The sequence below is a fragment of the Paraburkholderia sediminicola genome, from assembly GCF_046027825.1.
Taxonomy (GTDB): Bacteria; Pseudomonadota; Gammaproteobacteria; order Burkholderiales; family Burkholderiaceae; genus Paraburkholderia; species Paraburkholderia sediminicola_D.
On record NZ_JAQQDU010000142.1, the window covers coordinates 1 to 17,003 of the forward strand.

16 protein-coding genes and 2 tRNA genes are annotated in these 17,003 nt (G+C 60.6%); 17 read left to right on the top strand and 1 reads right to left on the bottom strand.

The annotated features are described in order from the left end of the window. Positions 1-224: 224 nt before the first annotated feature. Positions 225-1,001 carry an SDR family oxidoreductase gene (locus PQQ96_RS39255; protein WP_408302397.1) on the top strand — a complete coding sequence of 259 codons (777 nt, stop codon included), beginning with the start codon at positions 225-227 and terminating at the stop codon, positions 999-1,001. 95 nt (positions 1,002-1,096) lie between these two features. Continuing rightward, complete coding sequence (locus PQQ96_RS39260) at positions 1,097-1,528, top strand: acyl-CoA thioesterase (protein ID WP_408302399.1); 432 nt, start codon at positions 1,097-1,099, stop codon at positions 1,526-1,528. A 123-nt stretch (positions 1,529-1,651) separates the two neighbouring features. Here the strand turns inward: PQQ96_RS39260 and PQQ96_RS39265 are convergent, their stop codons facing one another. Then, entirely contained in the window at positions 1,652-2,197 is a 546-nt protein-coding gene (locus PQQ96_RS39265; protein WP_408302401.1) for a LuxR C-terminal-related transcriptional regulator, read from the bottom strand. 242 nt (positions 2,198-2,439) lie between these two features. Between PQQ96_RS39265 and PQQ96_RS39270 the strand changes: the two genes are divergently transcribed. The 15 genes from PQQ96_RS39270 (at position 2,440) to PQQ96_RS39340 (ending at position 16,376) form a co-directional block, all read left to right on the top strand. Next, positions 2,440-3,144, top strand: coding sequence for a CoA transferase subunit A (locus PQQ96_RS39270; protein ID WP_279226692.1), 705 nt, complete (start codon positions 2,440-2,442; stop codon positions 3,142-3,144). Positions 3,145-3,146: 2 nt separating this feature from the next. After that, the gene (locus PQQ96_RS39275; protein ID WP_408302403.1) at positions 3,147-3,788 is read left to right on the top strand and encodes a CoA transferase subunit B; all 642 of its coding nucleotides are present in this window, start codon (positions 3,147-3,149) and stop codon (positions 3,786-3,788) included. Positions 3,789-4,096: 308 nt separating this feature from the next. Continuing rightward, on the top strand, positions 4,097-5,008 hold the full coding sequence (locus PQQ96_RS39280; protein ID WP_408302405.1) for an alpha/beta fold hydrolase: 912 nt from the start codon (positions 4,097-4,099) through the stop codon (positions 5,006-5,008). 83 nt (positions 5,009-5,091) lie between these two features. Next, positions 5,092-5,445, top strand: a complete 354-nt coding sequence (locus PQQ96_RS39285) for a RidA family protein (protein WP_408302407.1) — start codon at positions 5,092-5,094, stop codon at positions 5,443-5,445. A gap of 73 nt (positions 5,446-5,518) precedes the next feature. Next, positions 5,519-7,762: a RelA/SpoT family protein gene (locus tag PQQ96_RS39290; RefSeq protein ID WP_408302409.1), complete on the top strand. Its 2,244-nt coding sequence runs from the start codon at positions 5,519-5,521 to the stop codon at positions 7,760-7,762. 149 nt (positions 7,763-7,911) lie between these two features. Continuing rightward, positions 7,912-7,988 (top strand) — tRNA-Val (locus tag PQQ96_RS39295). A gap of 252 nt (positions 7,989-8,240) precedes the next feature. Beyond that, positions 8,241-10,148 (top strand): threonine--tRNA ligase, encoded by a 1,908-nt coding sequence (thrS, locus tag PQQ96_RS39300; RefSeq protein WP_408302410.1) that lies wholly within the window; start codon positions 8,241-8,243, stop codon positions 10,146-10,148. Between the two features lie 49 nt (positions 10,149-10,197). Further along, on the top strand, positions 10,198-10,722 hold the full coding sequence (gene infC, locus PQQ96_RS39305; RefSeq protein ID WP_074263967.1) for a translation initiation factor IF-3: 525 nt from the start codon (positions 10,198-10,200) through the stop codon (positions 10,720-10,722). 247 nt (positions 10,723-10,969) lie between these two features. Continuing rightward, a complete protein-coding gene (gene rpmI, locus PQQ96_RS39310) occupies positions 10,970-11,167 on the top strand; it encodes a 50S ribosomal protein L35 (RefSeq protein WP_074282768.1) in 198 nt (65 codons plus the stop codon). A 29-nt stretch (positions 11,168-11,196) separates the two neighbouring features. Further along, positions 11,197-11,556: a 50S ribosomal protein L20 gene (gene rplT, locus PQQ96_RS39315; protein ID WP_006052502.1), complete on the top strand. Its 360-nt coding sequence runs from the start codon at positions 11,197-11,199 to the stop codon at positions 11,554-11,556. Positions 11,557-11,712: 156 nt separating this feature from the next. Then, complete coding sequence (gene pheS / locus PQQ96_RS39320) at positions 11,713-12,726, top strand: phenylalanine--tRNA ligase subunit alpha (RefSeq protein WP_074282769.1); 1,014 nt, start codon at positions 11,713-11,715, stop codon at positions 12,724-12,726. Between the two features lie 143 nt (positions 12,727-12,869). Then, positions 12,870-15,305: a phenylalanine--tRNA ligase subunit beta gene (gene pheT / locus PQQ96_RS39325; protein ID WP_408302412.1), complete on the top strand. Its 2,436-nt coding sequence runs from the start codon at positions 12,870-12,872 to the stop codon at positions 15,303-15,305. A 69-nt stretch (positions 15,306-15,374) separates the two neighbouring features. Then, complete coding sequence (locus PQQ96_RS39330) at positions 15,375-15,785, top strand: integration host factor subunit alpha (RefSeq protein WP_054040433.1); 411 nt, start codon at positions 15,375-15,377, stop codon at positions 15,783-15,785. Positions 15,786-15,831: 46 nt separating this feature from the next. Next, positions 15,832-16,236, top strand: a complete 405-nt coding sequence (locus PQQ96_RS39335) for a MerR family transcriptional regulator (RefSeq protein ID WP_408302414.1) — start codon at positions 15,832-15,834, stop codon at positions 16,234-16,236. A 63-nt stretch (positions 16,237-16,299) separates the two neighbouring features. After that, positions 16,300-16,376, top strand: a tRNA-Pro gene (locus PQQ96_RS39340). Positions 16,377-17,003: the final 627 nt, after the last annotated feature.

A 17,003-nucleotide genomic window follows, 5' to 3' on the forward strand; every position in this document is an offset into this window, starting at 1 on the left:
TGGACCGTATTGCTCAATGAGACTTGCGGGGGTCATTGATGCTCCTCTTACCGTTAGAATGCTTTTTTCGGGATCGTATTGTGGGCGATGGTCTCCGCCACTGCAACCCGATGAGCGGAGATTAGCACGATCGTTCTATTTATGTGATGCGGTATGACCCGCAGCGACGGTCCTACCGCACCTGTCAACCGCGTCTGTTACAACAACCGAACAAGGGAACGACAATGGGCCGTTCGATCAATCTGGAAGGCAAAGTCGCGCTGATCACCGGCGCTTCGAGCGGGTTGGGAAAGCGCTTTGCTCAGGTATTGTCGCAGGCGGGCGCCAAGGTCGTGCTGGCAAGCCGCCGCACCGAGCGTCTGAAGGAGTTGCGCGCCGAGATCGAAGCCTCCGGCGGCGCGGCGCATGTTGTCTCCCTCGACGTCACGGATTACCAGAGCATCAAGTCAGCCGTCGCCCACGCGGAAACCGAGGCGGGCACGATCGACATTCTGGTAAACAATTCGGGCGTGTCGACCACGCAGAAGCTTACGGACGTCACGCCGGCCGATTTCGAGTACGTGTTCGACACTAACACGCGCGGCGCTTTCTTCGTCGCGCAGGAAGTCGCCAAGCGCATGATCATGCGCGGCAGCAGCGCGCAGAAGCCGTCATACCGGATCATCAATATCGCGTCGATGGCGGGCTTGCGCGTGCTGCCGCAGATCGGCCTGTACTCGATGAGCAAGGCAGCCGTCGTCCATATGACGAAAGCCATGGCGCTGGAGTGGGGCAAGCACGGCATCAACGTGAACGCCATCTGCCCGGGCTATATCGACACTGAGATCAACCATCATCACTGGTCGACCGACCAGGGGCAGAAGCTGGTGTCGTTGCTGCCGCGTCACCGCGTCGGCAAGCCGGAGGATCTGGACGGGTTGTTGCTGCTGCTCGCGGCCGACGAATCGCAGTTCATCAATGGCTCGGTGATCGCCGCTGACGATGGGTTTGGGCTCGCCTGAACGCGGCTTCGGGCCGCCGTTGGGGACTTTTATTGGATTTTTGCGCCGGCCTGTGCGCCGGCTTCAACCTGGTTTCAACCCGTTAAAGAAGTACGATGAGCGATTTTCACGCAGTTTTTGAGATGTCGATGCCGATCCGCTGGGGCGACATGGACGCATTCGGCCATGTGAACAACACGGTCTATTTCCGTTACATGGAGCAGGTACGGATTTCCTGGTTCGAACAACTGGGTCTGGCCGGCAGCAACGCCGACGGGCAGGGGCCGGTGATCGTCAATGCGTCGATGGAGTTTCTCAAGCAGTTGCACTATCCCGGCGATGTGATCGGCCGGATGTCCGTGGCCACGCCCGGCCGCAGCAGCTTTGACACGGCGTTCGAGCTCGTGAGGGCCGACGATCCGGACACCGTTTATGCCCGCGGCGCGGCGCGCTGCGTGTGGATCGACTACGCCGCCGGCAAGTCGGTGCCGGTTCCGGACATGCTGCGCGCGACCATCGAGCGCGCGGCGCTGGTCAAGGCGGCTTGAACGCCAGGTTGCCGTGACAACCTCATAGCCGCGCCCGCAATCGAACCTGGGAGCCATCCTCACGTTCGTAGGGTTGCCTTCAAGGGGCCGGTGTCTCACCGAGCCGGCACCCGATCCCAGGCCTCAATGCCCGAGCAAACGCTGCAATAACTCGGTCGCATTTCCCGTATCGTATTTGCGCATCAGCCTCGCCCGGTAGACGTCGACCGTGCGCGGGCTGATATCCAGCGCCCGTCCGATCTGCTTGCTGGTTTTGCCCGTCACCAGTTGCGCGGCGATTTCCCGCTCGCGCGGCGTCAATTCGACCGCCACGCGCCGCGTCGCGCTCAAATCCTCGAAAGTCCACACCCCGGCTGCATGCGGGTCGGCGCGTTGCTGCGCGCGGCCGGTCACATGACACCAGAACAATTCCCCGTTGGCCCGCTTCATGATCCGGTCATCCGCGTAGCTGCCTTGCGCGGTCATGATCGGCGGAATCCGCGCGCCGATCCGCTCGAATTCGTCCGTCGACGGATACAGGATCTGGAACGACTGGCCGATCAGCGCCTCGCGCGTGCAGCCGAATATCGATGCCAGCTCGGCGTTGCAGTCTTCGATGGTCCGTTCGCGCGACAGTACGAGTCCGATCGGAGCGAGGTGGAACGCGGTTTGGTAATCCAGTGCGGGCATGGGTTGGAGGCAAGTACTTATGTATTTTTGCGTATTGTGCCGCATGGCGCGCCCAGCGTACTCTTTCGGGCACATGACAACGCGGCGAAGCGTCCGCGGCAGGCATTGGCGCGAGGCAGGGCAAGTTGAGCGCAGGACTGGCCGCGGATGACTAGAATGACGTGTCGGGCGTTTGCCCGCTAAGCGTCATATCGAAGTCGCAACGAACCGGATTCGGGTTTCCATAAAGGAAGGGACAAACGATGAACAAGGTCTATCCAGGCGCGGCTGAAGCGCTGAAAGACATCGTCAAGGACGGGCAGACGTTTGCCGTCGGCGGCTTCGGGCTGTGCGGCATTCCCGAGGCGCTGATCGCGGCGCTGCGCGATTCGAAGGTGCAGGGCATCACCTGCATCAGCAACAATGCGGGCGTCGACGGTTTCGGGCTCGGTCTGTTGCTCGAAACGCGCCAGGTCAAGAAGATGATCTCGTCGTACGTGGGCGAGAACAAGGAGTTCGAGCGCCAGTATCTGGCCGGCGAACTCGAGCTCGAATTCACCCCGCAAGGCACGCTCGCCGAGAAGCTGCGCGCAGGCGGCTCGGGCATTCCGGCGTTCTTTACGAACACCGGCTACGGCACGCTGATCGCCGAGGGCAAGGAAACCCGCCAGTTCGGCGAGAACCACTACGTGCTCGAACATTCGCTGACGGCCGACGTCGCGTTGGTCAAGGCGTGGAAAGCCGACAAATCGGGCAACCTGATCTATCGCCGCACCGCGCGCAACTTCAACCCGATGTGCGCGATGGCCGGCAAGATCACGGTCGCGGAAGTCGAGGAAATCGTGGAAGTAGGCGAGCTCGATCCGGACGCGATCCACACGCCGGGCATTTTCGTGCAGCGCATTGTGCTCAATGCGCATCCGGAAAAACGCATTGAACAACGCGTCGTCCGCGCGAAAGGAGACTGATCATGGCATGGACTCGTGACGAAATGGCCGCACGCGCGGCGAAGGAATTGCAGGACGGTTTCTACGTGAACCTCGGTATCGGCCTGCCGACCCTGGTGGCGAACCACGTGCCGGCGGGCGTCGAAGTGTGGCTGCAGTCGGAGAACGGCCTGCTCGGCATCGGCCCGTCGCCGACCGAAGAAGAAGTGGATGCCGACCTGATCAACGCGGGCAAGCAGACGGTGACCACGTTGCCGGGTTCGTCGATTTTCTCGTCGGCGGATTCGTTCGCGATGATTCGCGGCGGCCACATCAACCTGGCGATCCTGGGCGCGATGCAGATCAGCCAGAAGGGCGATCTGGCCAACTGGATGATCCCCGGCAAGATGATCAAGGGCATGGGCGGCGCGATGGATCTGGTTGCGGGCGTCAAGCGTGTGGTCGTGCTGATGGAGCACGTCGCGAAGGGCGACCAGCACAAGATCCTCGAAGAATGCACGTTGCCGCTGACGGGCGTGGGCGTGGTCGATCAGATCATTACCGACCTCGGCGTGATCGAAGTGACGGAAGACGGTCTGAAGGTGACTGAGCTGGCGCCGGGCATCAGCGTCGAGGAAATCAAGGCGAAGACAGGCGCACCGCTGGACGTGAGCGCGGTGAGCTGAGCGGCATGATGGGCCGCTCGCGATGCCGGTCCGCATGGACCGGAATGTGGCGGTAAGTAGGGGTCCGGAGCGGGCGGGGCGAAAGCCTCGCCCGCTTTGTTTTGGTGCGCCCAGCATGGGCGCAACCTTGTGAGTGCGAGTTGCACTGTATGCGCTGGGTGTTCGTTCTGCGCAGTCCCGGGCTGTCCTAGGCCGTTTGACCGATCCTTGTCGCGCGGCAAAGCGGTTTACAATCCTTTGAAGATTGGACACGCATTGATCCCTGCTGTATCCAGGCCGAATCCGCAGCGTTTTTGCAAGGAACCCAGATGACCGAAACGTCCGCTTCCACCGCAGGGCGGCCCGCGCCGCGCCAACGTTATGTGCAGTGCGCGAGCGCCGGTGGCTTGCATCGTGTCGCCTACGCCGAGTGGGGCGACCCGGCCAACCCACGTGTGCTGCTGTGCGTGCATGGCCTGACGCGCTCAGGGCGCGATTTCGACCGTCTCGCGGCAGAATTCACCGGCACTTACCGTGTGGTGTGCCCGGATGTGGTGGGGCGGGGCTTGTCTTCGTGGCTCGCGAACCCCAACTTCTATAGCGTGCCGCAGTACGTCGCTGACATGGTCACGCTGATTGCGCGCCTGAACGTCGAAACGGTCGACTGGTTCGGCACTTCGATGGGCGGTCTGATCGGACTCGCGCTGGCCGGCCTGCCCGAAACGCCGATCCGCAAAATGCTCTTGAACGACGTTGGTCCGCATCTGGAGCCGGTGGCCGTGCAGCGCATCGGCGATTACCTTGGCAAGCCCGTGCGTTTCGAAACGCTACAGCAGGGCATCGACTATGCCGCGTTGCTAGCGCAAACCTTTGGCCCGCTCACGCCGGACGAATGGCGTGAGATCAATACGCCGCTTCTGCACGAACAGGACGGCGCATGGTTGCTCCGCTATGACCCGCGGATTGCGCAGCCGTTCGCGGCAACGACCGAAGAGGCGACCAAGCTCGGCGAGGCGGCGCTGTGGCGTTCACTCGCTGTGTTTCAGGGGCCGGTGCTGGTGGTGCGCGGTGAGCAATCGGATCTGCTCTCGCGTGAGACCGTCGCGAAGATGGTCGAGACCGGGCGCGCCGTATCGAGCGCTGAAATCGCGGGCGTGGGGCATGCGCCGGCGTTTCTGTCGGCCGATCAGATTGACCTCGCGAGGCAGTTCTTTATCGGTCCGGCCGCCGACGCGTCATAATGTAGGGTTCCACGCGGCGTCCTTGACTGGGCGCAATGCGAAACGCATCTTCGATCAACTTTCAACCAACCTCAGGATTCTTCATGGCAGTCATTCGTCACCACGTCGGCAAGCGTCTCTCGGAAATCGCCGTGCACAACGGCACCGTATACCTCGCGGGCCAGATCGCCGAAGACGCGGATCAGGACATCACGGGTCAGACGCGCGAAGTGCTCGGCCATATCGACCGTCTGCTGGATGAAGTGAACAGCGACAAGTCGCACTTGTTGTCCGTGCAGATCTATATCTCGGACATGGTGCATTTCGCCGGCATGAACGCAGTGTGGGACGAGTGGGTCGCACAAGGCGCCACGCCGCCGCGCGCTACCGTGGAAGCGAAGCTCGCGAATCCGAAGTGCCTCGTCGAAATCGTCGTGGTCGCGGCGCAGCGCGATTGAGCCTGACTGAACCTGGTCTGGCAGTTGTTGTTGAAATTCCGTTGATCCGTCTGGCCCGGTGGGCCGTCGCACCATGACTACCGAAATCGTAACGAGCACGCCGGCACCCATCCCTTCCTTCGACGAAGCGATGGCGTTCGTGCGCGAATATGCGGGCGAGGTGCGGCTCTCATCGGGCGAGTTGCTGGCGGATCATGCGGCGGGTACGGCGTCGATCATGCGCACGCTCAACGTCGATCCGCCGGCTGTGCTGGCGGCGGCCCTGTTTGCGCTGACGCCGCATCTGCAAGACCCGGAGCGCGTGATTGCCGACAACTTCGGCGAAGAAGTCGCGCAACTGGTCGGCGACGTGCGCAAGTTGCTGCGTCTCGGTACGGTCAGTTTGCGCGCCGCGCAGAATGCGATGCCTGAAGCAGGGCGCGATGCACAGGCCGCGCGCCGCGCGCAGGTCGAGGCGCTGCGCAAGATGCTGCTCGCGTTCGCACAGGACATTCGTGTCGTGCTGATACGGCTCGCGTCGCGCTTGCAATCGCTGCGTTACTACGCAGCGGCGAAAATCACGCCGTCGCCCGACGTCGCGCGTGAGACGCTCGATATTTACGCACCGCTCGCCAACCGTCTCGGCATCTGGCAACTGAAATGGGAACTCGAGGATCTCGCACTCCGTTTCGAAGAGCCGGTCACTTACAAGCGCATCGCCAAGCTGCTCGACGAGAAGCGCGTCGAGCGCGAAAGTTATGTTGCGCAGGCGATCGAGCGGCTGCAGCAGGAGTTGGCTGCGGCGAATGTAGAGGCCGAAGTCAGCGGCCGGCCCAAACATATCTACAGCATCTGGCGCAAGATGCGCGGCAAGGAACTGGACTTCGCCGAACTGTACGACGTGCGCGCGTTTCGCGTCATCGTGCCGGACATCAAGGATTGCTACACGGTGCTCGGCATCGTGCACAACCTGTGGCAGCCAGTGCCGAAGGAGTTCGACGATTACATCTCGCGGCCAAAGCCGAACGGCTATAAATCGCTGCACACGGTTGTGATCGGCGACGACGGCCGCGCGTTCGAAGTGCAGATCCGCACGCAGGAAATGCATCAGTTCGCCGAGTACGGCGTGGCGGCGCACTGGCGCTACAAGGAAGCGGGCACGCGTGGTTACGGCGGCCAGTTCAGCGCCAATGAGAAGTACGACGAGAAGATCGCGTGGTTGCGTCAGCTGCTCGCGTGGAAAGACGAAGTGTCGGAAGGCGAGCACGGCGAGAAGCGCGCCGCGCAGCCGTGGGAGCAGTTGCGCCAGGCTACGCTCGACGACGACCACATCTACGTGCTTACGCCGCAAGCGCGGGTGATTCCGCTGCCGCACGGCGCGACACCGGTGGACTTCGCGTATCACCTGCATAGCGAGCTGGGGCATCGCTGCCGTGGAGCGCGTGTCGATGGCGCGATGGTGCCGCTCAACACGCCGTTGCAGAACGGTCAGACGGTCGAGATCGTCGCGGTGAAAGAGGGCGGTCCGTCGCGTGACTGGCTCAACCCGCAACTCGGCTATCTGCAGAGCCATCGGGCGCGGCAGAAAGTGCGCGCGTGGTTCAACGCGGTCGAAGTGCAGGAGCACATCGCGAGCGGCCGTGCCATGGTCGAAAAGACTCTGCAGCGCGAGGGCAAGACCTCGGTCAATCTCGATCAGCTCGCCGCCAAGCTCGGCTTCAAGACCACCGACGATCTGTTCTCGGTGGTCGGCAAGGAAGAGTTCAGCCTGCGGCTCGTCGAACAGGCGCTGCACGATGCGCCGCCGCCCGAGCCTGTCGTCGAAGCGCCGGAGCAGTTCGAGAAGCGCAGCAGCGGTGCGAGCGTCGCCCGTGGGGCTTCCACGGGTGTGCTGGTGGTCGGCGTCGACGCCTTGCTCACGCAACTCGCGCGCTGTTGCCGTCCCGCACCGCCTGACGACATCAGCGGCTTCGTCACGCGCGGCAAGGGCATGTCGATCCACCGCAGCGATTGCCCGACCTTCCTGCGCATGGCCGATCGCGCGCCGGAGCGGGTGTTGCAAACCGCATGGTCGGCAGATGTCATGAGCGGCCGCGGGCAATCGGTCTATCCCGTCGACCTCAGTATTGAGGCAACGGATCGGCAAGGTTTGCTGCGCGATATCTCCGAAGTTTTCGCGCGCGAGAAGATGAATGTGATCGGGGTGAAAACGCAATCGCGTCGTAACGCCGCATTCATGCAATTCACTGTCGAGGTCTCGAGCGCTGCGCAAATTCAGCGCGCGTGTACCTTGCTCGGTGAAGTAACGGGCGTGGTGTGCGCTTCACGCAAGAATTGATGCACGGGCGCGGCGGCGGGTGACTGTCGATGCCTGCAAGTACCTGCAGGCATCGGTTCGACGCGCCCGAGTGTGTGCGTAGAAATTTAAAGTCGGTGCATAAAAGTACTTGCCAAGCGGTGTGGGGCTCCATATAATCTCGTTTCTTCAGGCTCGTAGCTCAGCTGGTTAGAGCACCACCTTGACATGGTGGGGGTCGTTGGTTCGAGTCCAATCGAGCCTACCAACGAAAGAGAAATTCCGGTTTTTCCGGGGTTTCGCAAGCTGCAGTAAGCGCTTCGGCGCAAAAGGCAAATACGGTTATGGCACCGCGAACGTTGACCGAAACTACTTCGGAGCGACGCTAGTCGAGGACCACTTTCGCCACTGTAGTTAGCAGGAAATGTGAATGCGGCCCCTCGAAAGTGGGGCCGCATTTTTTTTGGTTTTTTTGACCTGGTTGTATGTGCCGCCGCCGGTCGGCACCACGGAGAACGCAATGGTTTCGATACGTCTGCCTGACGGTTCAGTTCGACAGTACGAGCATCCGGTGACCGTCGCCGAAGTGGCCGCCTCGATCGGCCCCGGCCTCGCAAAGGCCGCGCTTGGCGGCAAGATCGACGGTGAACTCGTCGACACGTCCACGCTGATCGATCGTGACGTGGCGCTTGCCATCGTCACCGAGAAAGACGCCGACGGCCTCGACATCATTCGTCACTCCGCGGCGCACTTGCTCGCGTACGCAGTGAAAGACCTGTATCCGGAAGCGCAGGTCACGATCGGTCCGGTGATCGACAACGGCTTCTACTACGACTTCGCCTACAACCGTCCCTTCACGCCTGAAGATCTCGAAAAGATCGAAAAGCGCATGCAGGAGCTGGCGAAGAAAGACGAGCCGGTCTCGCGCCGCGTGGTGTCACGCGACGAAGCCGTGGACTACTTCAAGAGCATCGGCGAAAAGTACAAGGCCGAGATCATCGAATCGATTCCCGCCAGCGACGAAATCAAGCTGTACTCGCACGGCGGCTTCACCGATTTGTGCCGCGGCCCGCACGTGCCGTCCACCGGCAAGCTGAAGGTCTTCAAGCTGATGAAGCTCGCGGGCGCCTATTGGCGTGGCGACTCGAAGAACGAACAGTTGCAGCGCATCTACGGTACGGCCTGGACGAAGAAGGAAGACCAGGACGCGTATCTGCACATGCTCGAAGAGGCGGAAAAGCGCGATCACCGCAAGCTCGGCAAGCAACTCGATCTGTTCCATATGCAAGACGAGTCGCCGGGCATGGTGTTCTGGCATCCGCGTGGCTGGACGCTGTGGCAGCAGGTCGAACAGTACATGCGCCGCCGCGTGAATGACGCCGGCTACCTTGAGATCAAGACGCCGATGATCATGGACCGCTCGCTGTGGGAAGCGTCGGGCCACTGGCAGAACTATCGTGAAAACATGTTCACGACGGAATCGGAAAAGCGCGACTACGCGATCAAGCCGATGAACTGCCCGGGTCACGTGCAGGTGTTCAACCACGGTCTGCGCTCGTATCGCGATCTGCCGCTGCGTTACGCGGAGTTCGGCTCGTGCCACCGCAACGAATCGTCGGGTGCGCTGCATGGCCTGATGCGCGTGCGTGGCTTCGTGCAGGACGACGCGCACATTTTCTGTACCGAAGACCAGTTCATCAGCGAATCGATCGCGTTCAACACGCTGGCGATGAGCGTCTATAAAGACTTCGGCTTCGACAATGTCGAGATCAAGCTGTCGTTGCGCCCGGATGCGCGCGCCGGCACGGATGAGACGTGGGATCGTGCGGAGCAGGGTCTGCGCGAGGCGCTGACGGCTTGCGGCGTGACGTGGGAAGAGTTGCCGGGCGAGGGCGCGTTCTACGGCCCGAAGGTCGAGTACCACATCAAGGACGCGCTCGGCCGTTCGTGGCAGTGCGGCACATTGCAGCTCGATATGGTGCTGCCGGAGCGCCTCGGCGCCGAGTACGTGGCAGAAGACAATAGCCGCCGCCGGCCGATCATGCTGCACCGTGCAATCGTCGGATCAATGGAGCGTTTTCTCGGTATTCTGATCGAGCACCATGCTGGTGCAATGCCGTCGTGGCTCGCGCCCATGCAGGTTGTGGTGATGAATATCGCGGAAAGTCAGACCGAATATGCGCAGTCTCTAGCCCAATCGTTGCAAAAACAAGGGGTTAGAGTAGAGGCCGATTTGCGCAACGAGAAGATTAGCTATAAAATACGGGAGCACACGCTGGAAAAGGTGCCGTACCTGCTTGTGGTCGGCGACAAAGAGCGTGAAGCCCAAACGGTAGCCGTGCGTGCCCGTGGTGGTGTCGATCTGGGCGTGATGCCTCTCGATACCTTCATTGAGCGTCTGCGCCAGGATGTGCAGTCGTTCAACTGAGCCACTTGGCAGCCCGGCTCGTTTTTTTAATTTTTAGAGGAAACGTAACATCGCTACTGATAAGTCTGCGCACCGCATCAACGGTGAAATTACAGCACCCGAGGTGCGTCTGGTCGGCGTCGAGAACGAACCGCTCGGCATCGTGAAACTCGCTGATGCGTTCCGCATGTCGGAACAGCAGGATGTGGATCTGGTTGAAATCGCACCGCAAGCGGTTCCGCCGGTCTGCCGTTTGATGGACTACGGCAAGTTCAAGTACTCGGAAGCGAAGAAGCAACACGAGGCCAAGCTGAAGCAGAAGATTGTCCAGGTTAAGGAAGTTAAATTCCGCCCGGGCACCGATGACGGCGATTACAACGTCAAACTGCGCAACCTCATCCGCTTCCTCGACGACGGCGACAAGACGAAAATCACGTTGCGTTTCCGTGGCCGCGAAATGGCTCACCAGGAAATCGGTATGCGCATGCTCGAGCGCCTGCGCACGGACCTCGACGAAGTCGGTCAGGTCGAGCAGATGCCGAAAATGGAAGGGCGCCAGATGATCATGGTGCTCGCTCCGAAGAAAAAGAAGTAAGCGGCTGGAGTAGCGGCGCATCGTGTGGTGCGCGCTCCGGTTGTCAAAGATTGAACGATGCTGTGCCGGGTGTCCGGTGTGGTATCGGCAGGTTTCGGAACGGCGTGCGTGTCAATGCGCGCCGCTTCCTGAAAAGCGGCCGCCAGCAATGTCGGCGGTCTGCATACCAAGTGGAATGGGTTTCGAAGGGCGGGTAATGGCCATCTGGCCGACCGCACACCCATATCCATCTAATAATGGAGTTGTCATGCCGAAGATGAAGACCAAGAAGAGTGCTGCAAAGCGCTTCGTGGTGCGTCCGGGCGGTACCGTCAAGCGCGGTCAGGCCTTCAAGCGCCACATTCTTACCAAGAAGACCACCAAGAACAAACGCCATCTGCGCGGTTCCACGTCAGTTCATGAGTCAGATATGAACTCCGTGCGCGCAATGCTGCCGTTCGCTTAACCCTTAACCGACACTCATAGGAGCAAGATATGCCTCGAGTAAAACGTGGGGTTACCGCACGGGCCCGTCACAAGAAGATCATCAAGCTGGCCAAGGGTTACCGCGGCCGTCGCAATAACGTCTATCGCATCGCCAAGCAGGCGGTCATGCGCGCAGGCCAATACGCCTACCGCGATCGCCGCAACAAGAAGCGTGTGTTCCGTGCATTGTGGATCACGCGTATCAACGCGGCGGTGCGTCAGCACGACATGACGTACAGCGTGTTCATCAACGGCCTGAAGAAGGCTTCGATCGAACTCGACCGCAAGGTGCTGGCCGACATGGCTGTGTTCGACAAGGCTGCTTTTGCTGCGATCGTTCAGCAGGTGAAAGCCGCCGTTGCAGCCTGATTGCGCTTTGGGCAATTAAACTGCGTGGTTCGTTGCAGCGAACATCCGGTAGTCTCGGTGACGCTGCAGCAAAAACGGGGCTCCTCACCGAGCCCCGTTTTTGTTGGTAGAACCAGTTTGCTTCGATAGAACACTGACGTTGAAATGATGGGATCAATGGATCTGGACCAGATTGTCGCCGACGCGCAAAAAGCCTTCGCAGAAGCCTCTGACGTCACCACCCTCGAGAACGAGAAAGCGCGCTTTCTCGGCAAATCGGGTGCGCTGACCGAGCTCTTGAAGGGCCTTGGCAAACTCGATCCTGAAACGCGCAAGACCGAAGGCGCACGGATCAACCTCGTCAAGCAACAAGTGGAAGCCGCGTTGACGGCCCGCCGTCAGGCGCTGGCCGACGCGTTGTTGAACCAGCGCCTCGCCGCTGAAGCCATCGACGTCACGCTGCCCGGCCGCGGCACCGGCGCAGGCAGCCTGCACCCGGTGATGCGCACATGGGAGCGCGTCGAACAGATTTTCCGGTCGATCGGATTCGACGTGGCCGACGGCCCCGAAATCGAAACCGACTGGTACAACTTCACCTCGCTGAACAGCCCGGAAAACCACCCGGCGCGTTCGATGCAGGACACCTTCTACGTCGACGGCAAAGACGCCGACGGCCGCCAGCTGCTGCTGCGCACGCACACCAGCCCGATGCAGGTGCGTTACGCCCGTACCAACACGCCGCCCATCAAGGTGATCGTGCCGGGCCGCACGTATCGTGTGGACAGCGATGCAACGCATTCGCCGATGTTCAACCAGGTTGAAGGCCTGTGGATCGATGAGAACATCAGCTTCGCGGACCTGAAGGGCGTCTACTCCGACTTCCTCAAGAAATTCTTCGAGCGCGACGATATTCAGGTGCGCTTCCGTCCGTCGTACTTTCCGTTTACCGAACCGTCGGCTGAAATCGACATGCTGTTCGAAACGGGCAAGAACGCCGGCAAGTGGCTCGAAATTTCGGGTTCCGGCCAGGTTCACCCCACGGTGATCCGCAACATGGGCCTCGACCCCGAGCGTTACATCGGCTTTGCTTTCGGCAGCGGCCTCGAGCGGCTGACGATGTTGCGTTATGGCGTGCAAGACCTGCGTCTGTTCTTCGAAAACGACCTGCGTTTCCTGCGTCAATTCGCCTGAACTGGCGCGTACGAACGCGACAAGCATAGAGCGCGGCATTGCACGCAGTGCGTAGCCGCGAGCAGCGTCCCCGGCAGTGCCCAGTGAATCAATGGGCCGCCTGCCGGATGTGGACCTAACCTGATCAGAACGACCACAGAACCATGCAATTCCCGGAATCCTGGCTGAGAACCTTTGTCGATCCGCAACTGACGACCGATGAGCTGTCGCACGCGTTGACGATGGCGGGTCTCGAAGTCGAAGACCTGCGGCCGGCCGCGCCGCCGACCTCGAAGATCGTCGTCGGCCAGGTGCTGGAAGTCGTCAAGCACCCGGACGCAGATAAGCTCAACGTGTGTCAGGTCGACGCCGGCACGGGCGCGACGCTGAACATCGTGTGCGGTGCGCCGAATGTCGCGCCGGGCATCAAGGTGCCGGTCGCGCTGGTTGGCGCGCAACTGCCGCCGGCCGAAGAGGGCGGCACGCCGTTCGCGATCAAGCTCTCGAAGCTGCGCGGCGTGGAAAGTCAGGGCATGCTGTGCTCGGCACGCGAACTGAAACTCTCGGAAGATCATAGCGGCCTGATGATCCTGCCGGAAGATACGCCGATCGGCCAGGACATCCGCGAAACGCTCAATCTCGACGACACGGTTTTCGAAATCAAGCTGACGCCGAACAAGGCGGACTGCCTGTCGGTGTTCGGTGTGGCGCGCGAGACATCGGCCATCACCGGTGCGCCGCTGCGTCCGCTTGAGATCAAGCCAGTCGAAGTCAAGCTCAACGAAACGTTGCCCGTCAAAATCTCGGCCCCCGATCTGTGCGGCCGTTTTTCGGGCCGCGTGATCCGTGGCGTGAATGCGCGCGCGAAGTCGCCGCAATGGATGGTGCAGCGTCTGGAGCGTTCGGGTCAACGCAGCATCTCCGCGCTCGTCGACATCTCAAACTATGTGATGCTCGAGCTGGGGCGCCCGTCGCACGTATTCGATCTGGACAAGATCCACGGCGGCATGGACGTGCGTTGGGGCCGCAAGGGCGAAACGCTCAAGCTGTTGAACGGCAACACCGTTGAACTCGACGAAACCGTTGGCGTGATCGCCGATGAACAGCACATCGAGAGTCTCGCCGGCATCATGGGCGGCGACAGCACGGCCGTCACGCTCGACACCACCAATATCTATCTCGAAGCCGCGTTCTGGTGGCCGGATAGCATTCGCGGCCGCTCGCGCAAATACAATTTCTCGACCGATGCAGGTCACCGCTTCGAACGTGGTGTCGATTACGCGACCACCGTCGAACACATCGAACGCATCACGCAATTGATCCTCGATATCTGCGGCGGCGAAGCCGGCCCGGTCGACGATCAAACCGTCAATGTACCCAAGCGTGAGCCGGTGAAGATGCGTGTCTCGCGCGCGAACCGCATCATCGGCATCAAGATCGACGCGGACGAAATCGCCCAGATCTTCACGCGCCTCGGCCTAAGCTTCGAACGCGACGGCGATACGTTCTCGGTGAACCCGCCGTCGTACCGTTTCGATATCGAAATCGAAGAAGACCTGATCGAAGAAGTGGCGCGTATCTACGGCTTCGAGAAGATCCCGGCACGTCCGCCCGTCGCGACCAGCGAAATGCTGCCGACCAACGAAACGCAGCGCTCGATTCATGTGATTCGTCACGCGCTCGCCGCGCGCGATTACGCGGAAACGGTCAATTTCAGTTTCGTGGACGCCGAGTGGGAGCAGGACTTCGCCGGTAACGACAAGCCGGTACGTCTGTTGAATCCGATCGCGAGCCAGTTGTCGGTCATGCGCACCACGCTGTTCGGCAGCCTGATCAACGTTCTGCGCACGAACCTGAACCGTCGCGCGGCTGATCGCGTGCGCGTGTTTGAAGCCGGCCGCGTGTTCCTGCACGATCCGTCGATCAAGGCAGGCGAATTGACGGTCGAAGGTTTCGCGCAGCCGAAAATGATCGGCGGCCTCGCCTACGGTCCCGCGCTCGAAGAGCAGTGGGGCGCGCAAACGCGCCCGGTCGACTACTTCGACGTGAAGGGCGATCTGGAAGCGGTGCTTGCGCCTGCGGTGGCAAGCTTCGTGAAAGCGGAGCATCCGGCATTGCATCCGGGCCGCAGCGCGCGTATTGAACTGAATGGCCGCGCAGTGGGCTGGATTGGCGAATTGCATCCGCGCTGGATGCAAAAATATGATTTACCGCATGCGCCGATTCTGTTTGAAGTCGAAGCGGAAGCATTAATGCAGCGCGTATTGCCGACTCCGGCAGACGTGTCTAAATTTCCGCCGGTGCGTCGCGATATTGCGGTAGTCGTCGATCAGAAAATCGAGGTTCAGGCGTTGCTGGACGAGCTCCAGAAGGCTCAGTCTGAAGCGGCCTGCAAGACTGTTCAGAAGGTTGCGCTTTTCGACGAATTCCGTCCAAAATCAAACACTTCCGGTGGTCTGGCTGCTCACGAGAAAAGCCTTGCGTTCCGTGTGACCTTGCAAGATACTGGCGGGACCCTTCAGGATGAAACGGTCGATCTGGCTATTCAAACTCTGGTGGAACGTCTGGCTCGAGTATATGGCGCACGGTTGCGTGGATAACCCGCATTTAACGTTTGCACGGCATTTTTTCGCAACCTCCGTTTCTGCTTGGCGCGCCATTTGATAGATATGAATGAAATGAACTCGAGTGATTTCGAAGCCCTTCTTACGGCGCAACGCAGCGCCATGATTCGCGATATTCCGACATCACCCGCGGCCGTTTCCACCGAAACGCCGACGCTGACCAAGGCTGAACTTGCCGAGTTGCTGTTCGACAATGTCGGGCTCAACAAGCGGGAAGCGAAAGACATGGTCGAAGCATTCTTCGAGGTGATCCGCGATGCGCTGGAGAGTGGCGACAGCGTGAAGCTGTCGGGGTTCGGCAACTTCCAGTTGCGCGACAAACCCCAGCGTCCCGGCAGAAACCCGAAGACCGGCGAGGCGATTCCGATCGCCGCGCGCCGCGTTGTGACGTTCCATGCAAGTCAAAAGCTGAAAGCGCTGGTTGAGAACGGCGCTGAAGCGAGCTTCGCGCGCTGATTGACGGGCGCGTCCCTGCGCAACCCACCACGACGGCTAACTGACGATGACAGCGACGATCGAAAAAGTCGTCTTGCCTCCGATTCCGGCGAAGCGCTACTTCACGATTGGTGAGGTCAGCGAACTATGCGGTGTGAAACCGCATGTGCTGCGCTATTGGGAACAGGAGTTCACGCAGTTGAGGCCGGTCAAGCGGCGCGGCAATCGCCGGTACTACCAGCATCATGAGGTGCTGTTGATCCGGCGGATTCGTGAGTTGCTGTATGAACAGGGCTTCACGATTAACGGCGCACGAAATCGGCTTGATTCACCTGGTGGTGGCGCGCACGGTGCGCCGGCCGATGTGGTCGAAGAAGGCGAGGGCGCAGCGGCGCCGGCAGCAACGGCTGCGGTGGATGTCGAGCAGTTGCGCAAGGAATTACTGCATGTGATCGATTTGTTAGGTCACTAGTTTGCTTTGTTAGCGCAGGGCGGTTCTAATCGCTCGAAGTGTCTGTTATAATTTTTAGCTGTTCGGGGCGTAGCGCAGCCTGGTAGCGTACCTGCATGGGGTGCAGGTGGTCGGAGGTTCAAATCCTCTCGCCCCGACCAAAGAAATCAAGGCCTTACAAGCAATGCTTGTGAGGCCTTTTTCTATTCTGATTTCCGTTACCGTCTGGTTACCGGATCATCATGAACTCACGACGCCGATGCAAGGCGTCGCCGCTCAGTTTCAGGTGTCTTCGGCGGGCGTCCAATTCAAGCTCGCCTCAATTTGTCGCCGGTAACGGGTGGCTATTTGTCGAGGTGTGCGGCGGATGTAGCGTTTAGCGTTCTCGCGCTTCTCACCTGTCAGCTCGTTCAAGTATTCGACGACGTTCTCCACGCTAGGCATTTGCTCACGGCCGTCAAACTTCGGCGGCAACGCAGTCCACACGACTCCATCGATACCTCGAGCACCTGCCCACTCTTCAAGGTCGGATATTGTGTCCGACGGTGGCTCGAGTTCGGGGGACCAGAGTCCGATTATCGCGCCACAGTCCGATACTGCTAGCGTTCTTTGGCCCGATGCCTTCGCGAACGCGGAGTGCTTCCCGCGCGGTGTTCAAGTCGGCGACGTCCATTTGCGCCCATAGACTCTGGACCGTCAATGAGTCTGGAACCAGCACGAGAGTTATCCGACCGTCCTGCGACTGGCGCGCGAACTCGACGTTCACGGCCGGACCATCCTCGAACCAG